General features: G+C 59.7%; 14 protein-coding genes. 8 read left to right on the forward strand and 6 right to left on the reverse strand.

Going from position 1 to position 11,514, the window contains the following annotated elements; genetic code table 11:
• The 5 genes from B3849_RS01480 to B3849_RS01500 all read left to right on the forward strand — a co-directional run.
• Positions 1-894: proline--tRNA ligase (locus B3849_RS01480; protein ID WP_286779723.1), on the forward strand; the 894-nt coding region annotated here is incomplete at its 5' end.
• A gap of 87 nt (positions 895-981) precedes the next feature.
• On the forward strand, positions 982-1,494 hold the full coding sequence (locus B3849_RS01485) for a DUF2937 family protein (RefSeq protein WP_278425267.1): 513 nt from the start codon (positions 982-984) through the stop codon (positions 1,492-1,494).
• Between the two features lie 158 nt (positions 1,495-1,652).
• On the forward strand, positions 1,653-2,900 hold the full coding sequence (locus B3849_RS01490) for a lipoprotein-releasing ABC transporter permease subunit (protein ID WP_168592437.1): 1,248 nt from the start codon (positions 1,653-1,655) through the stop codon (positions 2,898-2,900).
• Positions 2,893-3,576 (forward strand): ABC transporter ATP-binding protein, encoded by a 684-nt coding sequence (locus tag B3849_RS01495; RefSeq protein WP_074635562.1) that lies wholly within the window; start codon positions 2,893-2,895, stop codon positions 3,574-3,576. Before B3849_RS01490 ends, B3849_RS01495 begins: the two co-directional genes overlap by 8 nt.
• A gap of 82 nt (positions 3,577-3,658) precedes the next feature.
• Positions 3,659-4,393, forward strand: coding sequence for a calcium-binding protein (locus tag B3849_RS01500; protein ID WP_278425268.1), 735 nt, complete (start codon positions 3,659-3,661; stop codon positions 4,391-4,393).
• Between the two features lie 6 nt (positions 4,394-4,399).
• On the opposite strand, the gene B3849_RS01505 is transcribed toward B3849_RS01500, so the two are convergent.
• The gene (locus B3849_RS01505) at positions 4,400-4,834 is read right to left on the reverse strand and encodes a DMT family transporter (RefSeq protein WP_074635566.1); all 435 of its coding nucleotides are present in this window, start codon (positions 4,832-4,834) and stop codon (positions 4,400-4,402) included.
• On the opposite strand from B3849_RS01505, the gene B3849_RS01510 reads away from it, so the two are divergent.
• Entirely contained in the window at positions 4,833-5,357 is a 525-nt protein-coding gene (locus B3849_RS01510; RefSeq protein WP_278425269.1) for a c-type cytochrome, read from the forward strand. The two genes, B3849_RS01505 and B3849_RS01510, sit on opposite strands and share 2 nt — an antisense overlap.
• Here B3849_RS01510 and B3849_RS01515 read toward each other — a convergent pair.
• Complete coding sequence (locus B3849_RS01515) at positions 5,354-6,034, reverse strand: hypothetical protein (RefSeq protein WP_278425270.1); 681 nt, start codon at positions 6,032-6,034, stop codon at positions 5,354-5,356. The genes B3849_RS01510 and B3849_RS01515 overlap by 4 nt on opposite strands.
• Positions 6,035-6,450: 416 nt before the next feature.
• On the opposite strand from B3849_RS01515, the gene B3849_RS01520 reads away from it, so the two are divergent.
• Complete coding sequence (locus tag B3849_RS01520; protein ID WP_146152946.1) at positions 6,451-6,975, forward strand: hypothetical protein; 525 nt, start codon at positions 6,451-6,453, stop codon at positions 6,973-6,975.
• A 239-nt stretch (positions 6,976-7,214) separates the two neighbouring features.
• On the opposite strand, the gene parE is transcribed toward B3849_RS01520, so the two are convergent.
• The gene (parE, locus tag B3849_RS01525) at positions 7,215-9,179 is read right to left on the reverse strand and encodes a DNA topoisomerase IV subunit B (RefSeq protein ID WP_286779724.1); all 1,965 of its coding nucleotides are present in this window, start codon (positions 9,177-9,179) and stop codon (positions 7,215-7,217) included.
• A gap of 291 nt (positions 9,180-9,470) precedes the next feature.
• On the opposite strand from parE, the gene B3849_RS01530 reads away from it, so the two are divergent.
• Positions 9,471-9,896, forward strand: coding sequence for an acyl-CoA thioesterase (locus B3849_RS01530; protein ID WP_062951777.1), 426 nt, complete (start codon positions 9,471-9,473; stop codon positions 9,894-9,896).
• 110 nt (positions 9,897-10,006) lie between these two features.
• On the opposite strand, the gene B3849_RS01535 is transcribed toward B3849_RS01530, so the two are convergent.
• From B3849_RS01535 to B3849_RS01545, 3 genes are all read right to left on the reverse strand, one after another.
• Positions 10,007-10,297: a type II toxin-antitoxin system RelE/ParE family toxin gene (locus B3849_RS01535; RefSeq protein ID WP_286779725.1), complete on the reverse strand. Its 291-nt coding sequence runs from the start codon at positions 10,295-10,297 to the stop codon at positions 10,007-10,009.
• The gene (locus B3849_RS01540) at positions 10,294-10,536 is read right to left on the reverse strand and encodes a type II toxin-antitoxin system ParD family antitoxin (RefSeq protein ID WP_097050508.1); all 243 of its coding nucleotides are present in this window, start codon (positions 10,534-10,536) and stop codon (positions 10,294-10,296) included. Before B3849_RS01540 ends, B3849_RS01535 begins: the two co-directional genes overlap by 4 nt.
• 117 nt (positions 10,537-10,653) lie before the next feature.
• The coding region (locus tag B3849_RS01545; RefSeq protein ID WP_286779726.1) for a dipeptidase at positions 10,654-11,514 on the reverse strand (861 nt) is incomplete at its 5' end.

Here is an 11,514-nt window from a genome sequence, read left to right on the forward strand (position 1 = left end):
ATGCGGGGCCGCGAGTTCCTGATGAAGGACGGCTATACCTTTGATCTGACGAAAGAAGATGCGCTGCACGCCTATAACCGCCATCTGGTGACCTATCTGCGCAGCTATGAACGCATGGGGCTCCAGGCGATCCCGATGCGTGCGGATTCCGGCCCGATCGGCGGCGACGACACGCATGAATTCCTCGTGCTGGCGGAAACCGGCGAATCCGAGGTGTTCTATGACAGCCAGATCACCGAGCTGAAGTTCGGCGACCGCGAGATCGACTATGATTCCGTCGACCAGTGTCAGGCCGTGATGGAGGAGTTCACCTCGCGCTATGCCCGCACGGACGAGACCCATGACGAAGCGCTCTTTGCCGAAGTCCCCGCCGAACGCCAGCGCAGCGCGCGCGGGATCGAAGTGGGGCAGATCTTCTATTTCGGGACGAAATATTCCGAACCGATGGGGGCGACCGTACAGGGGCCTGATGGCAAGCCTGTGCCGGTGCACATGGGGTCGCACGGCATCGGTGTCAGCCGTCTGCTGGGCGCGATCATCGAGGCATCGCATGACGACAAGGGCATCATTTGGCCCGAGGGCGTGACGCCGTTCCATGTGGGGATTGTGAACCTCAAGCAGGGCGACGAACAGGCGGATGCGGCCTGTGACGCGCTGTATGCCAGCCTGCAGGCTCTGGGTCTGGACCCGCTATATGACGACACCAAGGAACGCGCGGGTGGCAAGTTCGCGACGATGGACCTGATCGGTCTGCCATGGCGGATCACCGTCGGGCCGCGGGGACTGAAAAACGGTGTGGTCGAGCTGACCTCGCGCCGCAGCGGCGAAAGCGAAGAGATGACGCCCGAGGCCGCGGTCGAAAAGATCGCCGGGATTTATCGCGGTATCGCTTAATCTTTAACGACGGGCCTTGGAACGTGGGGCCTTGAAAAACGGGGGGCGGATCATGAAGCGCTGCACAACGGACCTTTGGGGCGTTTCATGATCCTGCGGGCGCTGACCCTTGCTGGCGGTGTGGCGGGCGCGGCGGTGACCTCGCAATTCCCCGAATACTCGCAGCAATATCTGCAACGGTTGGGCGGGGCGGTCGATGCGCTGCACGAGGTCGTTGCCGATTTCGATGCCAGCGCCCAAGCGGTCGGCCTGTCGCGCAGCGATGCCTTGGCGCAGATGACCGGCACCGCGTTTATGGAGCGTCGCCGCGCCGATATGGCCGCGACCTTTACCCGCTACGAGACATTGCAAACCGCCCTGACCCGACTGCAGGGGCAGGGGCCTTTCATGCGCGCCTACCACCTGCCGCAGATGTCGGACCCGCAGATCGCGGGGGCGGCGTGGCAGGCGTTTCAGCCCGCCGTACCGTTGAACTTTGCCGGGGTGGTGTTTGCTGGCGCGGGCTTTGTCGCGGGCGGCTTGGGGCTGGGGGTGCTGCTGCGACTGTTACGCGCCCCGTTCCGGCGGCGCGGTTCCCGCATACCGGCGCAGGGCCGCTGACACGCGCAGCTTTACCTGCGGTACAAGCTGCCGCGCGACCACTCCTCGCTTGACCCGATGCGCCGAAACCGCGAGGTTGCGCGCGATTGATCCCAGATCGGAACCATCCCTTGGCCAAACCAGTATCCTCGACACCGCCCTTCGCCCCTTTTGAATGGATGATCGCCTGGCGCTATCTGCGTGCGCGTCGCGCCGAAGGCGGCGTGAGCGTGATGACCTGGATCAGCCTGATCGGGATCACGCTGGCGGTTTTTGCCCTGATCGCGACCCTTGCCGTGCGGTCGGGCTTTCGGGCTGAATTCGTCGATACGATCCTAGGGGCCAATGCCCATGTGACCGTGTATAATATGGCGTCGGTGGATGAGAACGGCGTGTCCCAGACGGGGATACCCGATTACACCGAGATGGCCGCGCGTGTGGCCCAGGTGCCGGGCGTGACGCAGGTGGCCCCTTTGGTGCGCGGTCAGGTGATGGCCAACAAAGGGCAGGCCAACGCGGGGATCGAGATTTTCGGCATTGAGGCCGCCGATCTGGCCAATATCCCGCGCATCGCCAACCCCGAAACCGCCGACGGCGATCTGGCCGATTTCGAACAGGGCATCGCCATCGGGTCCGGCGTGGCACAGGCGCTGCGGGTCGGCTTGGGCGACACGATCAAGATCATCTCGCCGAACGGGGTGAAAACCGCCTTTGGCACCTCCCCCCGCGTGAATGGCTACGAGGTGACCTATATCTTCTCGGCCGGGCGCTATGACATCGACCGCACCCGCGCCTATCTGCCCCTGGCCGAGGCGCAATCCTTCTTCAACCGCGAAGGCGTCGCCGATGAGCTTGAGGTGATGGTCGAAAACCCCGATAGCGTGGATGATCTGACCGTGCCGCTGCTATCCGCCGCGGGGGAACGCGGCCTGATCTGGACATGGCGCGATGCGTCGGGCTCGTTTTTAAGCGCGCTGGATATCGAGGACCGCGTGATGTTCGTGATCCTCAGCATCCTTGTCTTGATCGCGGCGATGAATATCGTCTCGGGCCTGATCATGCTGGTCAAGAACAAGGGGCGCGATATCGGGATCCTGCGCACCATGGGCCTAAGCGAAGGGTCGATCCTGCGCGTGTTCTTCATCTGCGGGGCCTTCACGGGCATCATCGGGACCGCGATGGGGGTGATCCTTGGCTGTCTCTTCGCGCTCTATGTCGATCAGATTTTTGCCGTCGTGAACTACATCTCGGGCGGCAACGCATGGGATCCGTCGATCCGCGGCATCTACTTCCTGCCCGCCAAACTGCAATTCGCTGACGTGATGTCGGCCATCGGCCTGTCGCTTGGCCTGTCCTTCGTCGTCACCATCTTCCCCGCGCGCCGTGCCGCGCGCATGAACCCAGTCGAGGCGCTGCGCTATGAATGATCCTGTTTTGCGGCTCTCGGGGATTGGCAAATCCTACAACCCCGGCCAACCGAACGAAGTCAACGTGCTGCGCGGCATCGACCTGACCGTCGCCGCCGGAGAGGTCGTCGCACTGGTCGCTCCCTCTGGCGCGGGAAAGTCGACGCTGCTGCATATCGCGGGTCTGCTCGACACGCCCGACACCGGCACGGTTGAAATCGGCGGCACCGATATGACAGGGCAGTCCGATCGCAAACGCACTGGCGTGCGGCGGCGCGATGTGGGCTTTATCTACCAGTTCCACCACCTGCTGCCTGAATTTTCCGCGTTGGAAAACATCGTGTTGCCGCAGCTGGCGAACGGTGTCTCGCAGTCCGAGGCGCAGACCCGCGCGCTGTCCTTGCTGGACGAGGTTGGCATCGGCCACCGCGCCGACCACCGCCCGGCGGCGCTGTCGGGGGGTGAACAGCAAAGGGTCGCTTTCTGCCGTGCGCTGGCCAATGCGCCACGGCTGCTGCTGGCGGATGAGCCCACAGGCAACCTTGATCCAACCACCTCGGATCAGGTCTTTGCCGCGCTGATGACGCTGGTGCGGGGCACAGGGCTGTCGGCGGTGATCGCGACCCATAACCTTGAGCTTGCCGCGCGGATGGACCGCCAGATCCGGCTTGAGGCAGGGCAGCTCGTCGCGCTTTAAGGCGGCTGCCTTAATTTATCCTTGCCCAGACCCAACGGGCGCCACGAGCAGGGGGCAAACTGTGTCAAAACAGGATGCTGCCATGTCACCTTTGCTCGTCATGCTCTTTGCCGCTTTCGGCCCCATGCTGGCCGTGTTCGACCCGTTTGGCGAGGATACGGAGGATGAGCCCGAGGACGAAGAAGTCCCCATCGGCATGCCCGATATGGGGACGACCACGGGCGCGGGCATGGACGATGCGCTGACCCCCGCCCCGGCAGAGCCTGAAGCCGACGCGCCAACCGACACGCCGACTGCGGAGGATCCAGCGGTCGAGACGATCGACGACACCGCGCAACCGTCCGAGGATGACACACAGTCGCAAACCGGCACGGCGGGGGATGATACATTGCAAGGCACCGACGGGCGCGACATCCTGTTTGGCGGGCAGGGCAATGACACGCTTTCGGGCGGGGTCAACGCCCAGGATGGCAGCGACGACGGGATCGCGGACGAGCTGATCGGCGAAGACGGTGACGACAGCCTGCGATTGGGCGCGAATGACACCGGCATCGGGGGCACGGGCGCGGACAGTTTCACCGCGATCTACGGTGCCACAGGCGGGATCACGGTCACCGATTATGACGCGGGCACCGATGCGCTGATTGTCGAAACCGACGATGAAAACGCCTCTGTCACCGATCAGACCGTCGCGGATGGAGAGTTGACGGTCACGCTCAGCACAGGGCTTACCATCACCCTGCCGGGGGTCGAAAACCCCTTGGCGGAGGATGAAATCCTCTTTGTGCTGACCAACCCGCTACAAGACGCGGCGTGATCGTTCTTAGGCTTGCTGGGTCAACCAGACACCGGCACACATTAAGGCGATGCCAGCGGCCCGCGCGGCCCCCAAGGGCGCCACCTGCGCGCCGAACAGCCCGAAGTGGTCAATCGCCGCGGCGCTGAAAAGCTGGCCCACCAGAACAAAGAACACCGCGTTGCCGACGCCGAAATGCGGCGCGATAAAGGTGATCGACAGGATGTAGAAGGCTACCAGAAATCCGGCAAGCAGCAGATGCTTCGGGGCCGCGGGGATCTGCGCAAACCCTTGCCGCCCCACCAGCATCGCGACCAGCAAGCTGACAGAAAAAGCCACCACAAACAGCACCGTAGCCGCTGCTGCGGGGGATCCGATCCGGCTGCCAAGCCCTGCGTTCAACGCGGCCAGAACGGGAATGCCAACCCCGGCCAAAAGCATCACAACTGCATAATGCGCCATGAGTAATCCTAATCTTTCCCGTTTCTTGATCCAGATCATGGCGAAGACCCCCGCCAAGGGCAAGCATCCCCGTGACCTACCGGAGGATCATATGATGAAAACCACAATCGCCCTCGGCGTGCCGCTGTTTTTGGGGCTGGCCGCCTGTATGCCCGCACAGACCCCGCCCGACGCCCCCGACCGCGCGGAAGGGGCGGCATTTTTTGCCGAAAACTGTGTGCAATGCCACGGGCTGAACGCCCAAGGGGCCGGTGCCGCGGCCAAGGGCCTTCGCCCGCAGCCCCGCGACCTGACCCTCCTGGCGCGCGACAATGGCGGGCGGTTTCCGCAGACCAAAACGCTGGCCTATATCTACGGCGACCCGGCGGGCGATGCCACAGACAGCCACCTGCAACGGGTGATGCCGCAGTTTGGCGAGGGCATGGCGCTGGATCTGGTGCCTGTCGATCTGGATGGCCAGTTGACGCCCACACCACGGGTGCTGGCGGGGCTGCTGGTCTATCTTGAAAGCATCCAGCGTTAACTACAGATCCCGTTCACCTCGACCCCGTCCCAGGGCATCCGCACCGCATAGGGCCGGCTTTGGGGCAGGGGTGCTACGGGCATCTCTTGCGAGATCAGCGCATGCAGCCTTTTGGTGCGCGGTGCCTGCGGGTCCAACGCACGACAGCAGACGAATTCCTCGACGATAGAGCCTTGTTGTTCAAAGGCAAAATCGAGAAACTTCGGGTCGCTCTCTAGATCAAAGAGATACGGGTCCGCCCCGCCGCCATGTTCAAACGCTGCACGCAGCGGCGAATAGCCCGTCGTCTTGCGGTTCTGCCACTGCCAGATATGGGTCAGCTCATGGGCAAAGATCATCGCCGCGATCAGCCCGATCCGGTCGGGATAGTCGGGCAGGTAATCGTCCAGATACCAGTCTTCGTCAAACAGCACCGCATTCCAGAGCGCCACGGCAGCGGGCTTGGTGGTGATCACCTCGCCGACCTTTTCGGGCGGCAGGATACGCTCGCGACAGGTCGTGCGCGGCCGCGCCTTGCGCGTCATCGTCACCCCGCGCGAGGGCGACCCGTCATGCAGCCGCACCTTGGGGTAATTGAGCGTATCCCCCATGATGTCGCCCGCGAACAGCAGCTCATTCTGGGTCAACGGCCGCCCGCAAGAGGCCAGAAACATGAGGAGGATGAAGGCTCGGATCATGCCGAAACGTTGAGTGAAAGCGCAGTGCGGATCAAGCGGTATTTTTGACGTGAGGCCCGTGTTGAAATCTTCCGGGGGAAGGTTTCAGGGGCGAACGGGCGGAGCAGATATCCTGCGGAACAGATGTTAAGGGCCGCGCCTGACCCTGGGGCGGAGGCCGTCTTGCAAACTGTCCGGGGGACAGTTTGAGGCTGGAGGGATGCGTCAACATCGAGGGGGCATGAATTCGTCGTTAACCGTCGAGTAAGATTTGTCAATTAGACCATTTATTGGACGAGCAACAAGTGATCGTAGACGCACTTTGTCAAAGAAAAGAATGCGGATTTCAATTAAAGCCACGGGGAGTTATCGCTTAAGTTGTGTTTTGTGCTTACGCTGTTTCCGCATAGATTGAGCGCTTTTGGGAAAGGTTAAGAATGAAGCAACTTCTACACGACGACGGATCATGGGCACATCTGTTAGAGGAGTGGGCAAAACAGTGTCACGATTTCGATGAAGATTTTTCTTCATATATGCCAGCTACTATTCCGCTCTTAGGGGAACAGATTGAGATTTGTTCAGGTGAACGATGGAACGGCGTATATGCCCATGTAGATGCTGCAGGGGAGCACCACGCTGTGTGCTTTGTGAACCGCGCATTCATTCCGCGCTTCAGCGGTCGAGTTTTGCGTGTTAGAAACCTAATCCTTGCTCCGAAGTATGACTTAGGGAGCTATAGCGCCGATGATTATGCACGCCTGCTAGCTTCAATATTCGAATCAGTTTTGGCTTTAAGTGATCGAGACTTGGTATGCCCGCACGTCAAAATCCACTTCCGAAGTCCAGTTGATCTGGATTTGTTCCGCAATTTTTCAGAGGAAATGACTAAATTTGGTCACTTTTCGGATATCAAAATGGTTGGATCATGGCTATTTGTTAGCAAATTGCTAACTGACACATAGTATGCCGAGTTAGTTTTTTATGTACGGGAGAGTTGTTATGGCTTGCAGCCTACGGGAACAAGATAGTTACAAGGCTTTTCTGAGCGCAATTAAAAAAGTTGGGCTCACGGAACTCAAGAAGTCAGAAATGTTTGGTTCAAATGAACAGCAGCAGCTATCAGGCGTTTTGAAAGCCGCTGCATAACCCCTTACCCTTCCATTTCGGATCAAGTTCCGAAATGGAAGGGTATCCCCCCCAATCAAACATCCAGTTCCTCCACAAACTGGGCGTTCTCCTGAATATACTGGTAGCGCAGCTCTGGTTTCTTCCCCATCAGACGCTCGACCAGATCGCCGGTCTCTCCGGGCATGTCTTCGTCGACGGTGACGCGGATCAGCTTGCGGGTGGTGGGGTCCATCGTGGTCTCTTTCAGGTCTTTCGCGTCCATTTCGCCCAGACCCTTGAACCGTTGCAGATCGATCTTGCCTTTGCCGCCCAGGCCTTGCTCAAGCCACATGTCCTTTTCCGCATCATCCGCCACATAGACGCGCTTGGCCCCTTGGGTCAGGCGGTAAAGCGGCGGACAGGCGAGGTAGAGGTGCCCGGCGTCGATCATCGGGCGCATCTGGGTGTAGAAGAACGTCATCAGCAGCGCCGCGATATGGGCCCCGTCGACATCCGCATCGGTCATGATGATGATCTTGTCATAGCGCAGGTCATCAAGGTTGAACTTCGTGCCCATCCCGACGCCAAGCGCCTCGCATAGATCGTTGATCTCGGCATTGGTGTTCAGCTTGCTCGACGCGGCCCCCAACACGTTAAGGATCTTGCCCTTCAGCGGCAGCAAGGCTTGCGTGTTCCGGTTGCGCGCGCCCTTGCCGGACCCACCGGCGGAATCGCCCTCCACGATGAACAGCTCGGTGCCTTCGCGTGTTTTTGAGGTACAGTCGGTCAGCTTGCCGGGCAGGCGCAGCTTTTTCGTGGCGGTCTTGCGCGCGGTCTCTTTTTCCTGACGGCGGCGCAGGCGTTCTTCGGCGCGCAGTACAAGGAAATCAAGGATCGCACCCGCGCTTTTGGTATCCGCCGCCAGCCAGTTGTCAAAGTGGTCGCGCACGGCGTTTTCCACCATGCGCTGCGCGTCCACCGTCGCCAGACGGTCCTTGGTCTGGCCAACGAATTCAGGCTCGCGGATAAAGCAGGACACCAGCGCACAGCCACCGGTGATCAGATCGTCGCGGGTGATGGTGCCGGCCTTCTTGTTGCCGACCAGTTCGCCATAGGCTTTGACACCTTTCAGGATCGCGGACCAGAAGCCCGCCTCGTGGGTGCCGCCTTCGGGGGTGGGGATGGTGTTACAATAGGACTGGATGAAGCCATCGCGCGACGGCGTCCAGTTGATCGCCCATTCGACCTTGCCCGGTGCGTTGAACTTCTCGCGGAAGTCGACGGTGCCGCCAAAGGGATGCTCGGCGTAGGTTGTCGACCCTTTCAGCGTTTCGTTCAGATAGTCCGACAGGCCGCCGGGGAAGTGGAACGTCGCCTCTTGTGGGGTGTCGCCGTCCTGCTGGCCGCATTTCCAGCGGATTTCGACGCCGGAAAACAGATAGGCCTTGGACCGCGCCATCGCGAACAGCCGCGCGGGCTTGAGCTTGAGCGGGCCAAAAATCTCTGCATCGGGGTGGAAGGTGACAGCCGTGCCGCGCCGGTTCGGGGCCGCGCCGATTTTCTCAAGCTTGCCTTGGGGGATGCCGCGCGAAAACTCCATCGCGAACAGCTCGCGGTTGCGCGCGACCTCGACCCGCAGGTGATCCGACAGCGCGTTGACCACGGACGACCCGACGCCGTGCAGACCGCCCGAAGTCTCGTACGAATCGCCCGAGAATTTGCCGCCCGCGTTCAGCGTGCAAAAGATGATCTCCAGCGCCGATTTGCTGGGGTCCTTGGGGTGCGGATCGGTGGGGATGCCGCGCCCGTTGTCACGCACGGTGACATGGCCGTTTTCATGCAGTTCCAGTTCAATCCAGGTGGCATGGCCCGCGACGGCCTCGTCCATCGAGTTATCGAGGATTTCGGCAACCAGGTGATGCAGTGCGGCATCGTCCGTGCCCCCGATATACATACCGGGACGGCGGCGCACAGGCTCCAGGCCTTCGAGAACTTCGATATCCTTGGCGGAATAGGCGTTTGTGGTCGATTGGTTTGAATCTTCGAAAAGGTCGGTCATGCCCCGGAACGCAACTTCTTTATTATGTTAAAACAAGGTCCAACGACGCATATCTGTTGATTGATTTTACGGGGTTGGATGCCTTTAGGCTTAACGAGTATCATATGTTTTCAGATGCGACCCATAAAAATGTTTTTTGGGCGTGAATGCAAGCAGTGGTCTTGCCAGAGATCATAATTTCGTTGTGGCAGCGCAGAAAACGGTGCCAGACTTGTCGTGAAAACCGAGACCGTCAGGTCCAATAAAAATATCGGCCCGCGTGAATGGCGCGCCCAGACAGGAGTAAGCCCGATGGCAAATGAGAGTGAGACCACACATGGTACCGACAACACCATGCCGCGAGGCGACATGTGCACCCGAACCCTTGCCATGCCTGCCGACACCAACCCGAGCGGTGATATTTTCGGCGGCTGGCTGATGTCGCAGATGGATATCGCGGGCGGGGTGATGGCAAGCCAGATCGCCGAGGGACGCGTTGCCACGGTCGCGGTTGACGGCATGACGTTCCATCGTCCGGTCTATGTCGGGGATGTGGTGTGCGTGTATGGCGATATCGAACGGATCGGCAATACATCGATGGTGCTGCATCTTGAAAGCTGGGTGCTGCGCAAAAACCAGCCGCCGCGCATCAAGGTGACCGAGGCAACCTTTACCTTTGTCGCGATTGACGCCGAAGGCCGCCCGCGCCCGGTGCGCAAGGATGAGGTTGCGGTTTAAAGAGGCAAATTCGGGTTTCCGGACTGTGCGAGGTCCCGAGCCGGAAACCGTCGTTGCGTCAAGTCTGGATTCCCGCTTTCGCGGGAATGACGCGTGGAAATGGGGCGTCGTTATACCGCCGATAAATCTGGGTTTTCACGACCCAGAATGCGCATGATCAAAGGGATATTGCCGTCCATGCGGTAATAAATGGTGTGTGCGGCAAAAACACAGCGACGATATCCGGGGTGGATATCATCGACAGCCTGATAAATGGCGGGCGACCGCGCGATTTTGTCGAACTGTTCAAACAGTGCGTCAAAATAAATGTCCGCGTGTCGCTGCCCGAAAGTTTCAATGCCGTATCGATACAAGCGTCTGATATCGTCTTCTGCGAGTTTGCTAAGACGATACGCGGTCATTTGAGCTTCATGTCCGCCTTGACGCTCGCGCGTATATCTTCTTTATCCATTGAGGAAAAACCGCTTTCCTCGGCGGCGTTCAAGGCATTGCGGATGCGTTCGATTTCTGCCATGCGCATCTGTTTTTCACGCAAGGCTTCGCGCACGACCTCGCTGTCGGATGCGTATTGGCCAGTCGAAAGCTGGGCCTGAATCCAGGCTTCCTGCGTTTCGGTGACGGTGATGCTCTTTTTGATCATAAGGTGATCTTTCGTCTTTTGATCCTACTTTATCCTACCATCAGCAACGTGGCCGACGCAAACATTTGCCGTAGAGAAAGCGACAAGGCAACGGGGCAGGGCAATGGGCTGGGCGGGTCAGGCCGTCCAGCATTCCTTTGCCACGCGGATAAAGTTTTCACCCATGATCTTGTCAACGGCGTCGGGTTTGTAGCCCCCGGCGATCAGGGCGTCGGCAAGGGCGGGGAGCTTTTTTGGATCGAATACGGCGGCACCGCCTGCATTAGGGCCATAGCCGCGTTCGGCAGGCCAGTAATAGGCGCGGTCAACACCATCGGGGAAGTCGTTGGTGCCCGCGACACTGGGCATCGTATCAAGGCCGATGCCGACATGGTCCACGCCGACCAGTTTTACCGCATAGTCGATATGGCGGATCATGTCGGGGACTTCGGGGGCGTTGGGTGATTTGATGAAGCGCTGGAAGCCGCAAATGCCGATCACCCCGCCGGTATCGGCGCAGGCCTTGATCTGTTCATCATCAATGCAGCGTTCATGCCCGCCAAGCACCTTAGGGTTGGCGTGGCTGAAGACGACCGGCTTGGTCGATGCCTTCATGATATCAAGGCTGCTTTGACGGCCCGTGTGGGAGCAATCCATGATCATGCCGCCGTTATTAACAGCCCGGACCATTGCATGGCCCAGCGCGGTCAGCGGAATATCATCATCATGACAACCGCCTGCCACCGAATTGTTGCGGTTATAGGCAAAGTGGATCTGCTTTACGCCCAGTTTGGCAAAGACCGGGACCATTTCGGGCATGTCCTGCAACATGACCGAGCCTTCAAGGTCGAAACCAACCCCCAGCAAGCCCTTTGATTTGGCAATTGCCAGATCATCAAAGCATTCGATCTGCATGTATTTGTCGGGGTGGGCGGCGATTTTGGCCCGGAAGGCGGCAATCACGCGCAGGATATGGGCAACGGAATTCATATCCATGCC

The organism is Sulfitobacter sp. UBA4523 (assembly GCF_002388305.1).
GTDB classification, from domain to species: Bacteria; Pseudomonadota; Alphaproteobacteria; order Rhodobacterales; family Rhodobacteraceae; genus Sulfitobacter; species Sulfitobacter pontiacus.

Bases quoted from the DNA above. Each gene is read 5' to 3' on its own strand.
- B3849_RS01485 (WP_278425267.1), top strand. From the start codon at position 982: ATGATCCTGCGGGCGCTGACCCTTGCTGGCGGTGTGGCGGGCGCGGCG.
- B3849_RS01490 (WP_168592437.1), top strand. From the start codon at position 1,653: ATGATCGCCTGGCGCTATCTGCGTGCGCGTCGCGCCGAAGGCGGCGTG.
- B3849_RS01495 (WP_074635562.1), top strand. From the start codon at position 2,893: ATGAATGATCCTGTTTTGCGGCTCTCGGGGATTGGCAAATCCTACAAC.
- B3849_RS01500 (WP_278425268.1), top strand. From the start codon at position 3,659: ATGTCACCTTTGCTCGTCATGCTCTTTGCCGCTTTCGGCCCCATGCTG.
- B3849_RS01510 (WP_278425269.1), top strand. From the start codon at position 4,833: ATGAGTAATCCTAATCTTTCCCGTTTCTTGATCCAGATCATGGCGAAG.
- B3849_RS01505 (WP_074635566.1), bottom strand. From the start codon at position 4,834: ATGGCGCATTATGCAGTTGTGATGCTTTTGGCCGGGGTTGGCATTCCC.
- B3849_RS01515 (WP_278425270.1), bottom strand. From the start codon at position 6,034: ATGATCCGAGCCTTCATCCTCCTCATGTTTCTGGCCTCTTGCGGGCGG.
- B3849_RS01520 (WP_146152946.1), top strand. From the start codon at position 6,451: ATGAAGCAACTTCTACACGACGACGGATCATGGGCACATCTGTTAGAG.
- parE (WP_286779724.1), bottom strand. From the start codon at position 9,179: ATGACCGACCTTTTCGAAGATTCAAACCAATCGACCACAAACGCCTAT.
- B3849_RS01530 (WP_062951777.1), top strand. From the start codon at position 9,471: ATGGCAAATGAGAGTGAGACCACACATGGTACCGACAACACCATGCCG.
- B3849_RS01535 (WP_286779725.1), bottom strand. From the start codon at position 10,297: ATGACCGCGTATCGTCTTAGCAAACTCGCAGAAGACGATATCAGACGC.
- B3849_RS01540 (WP_097050508.1), bottom strand. From the start codon at position 10,536: ATGATCAAAAAGAGCATCACCGTCACCGAAACGCAGGAAGCCTGGATT.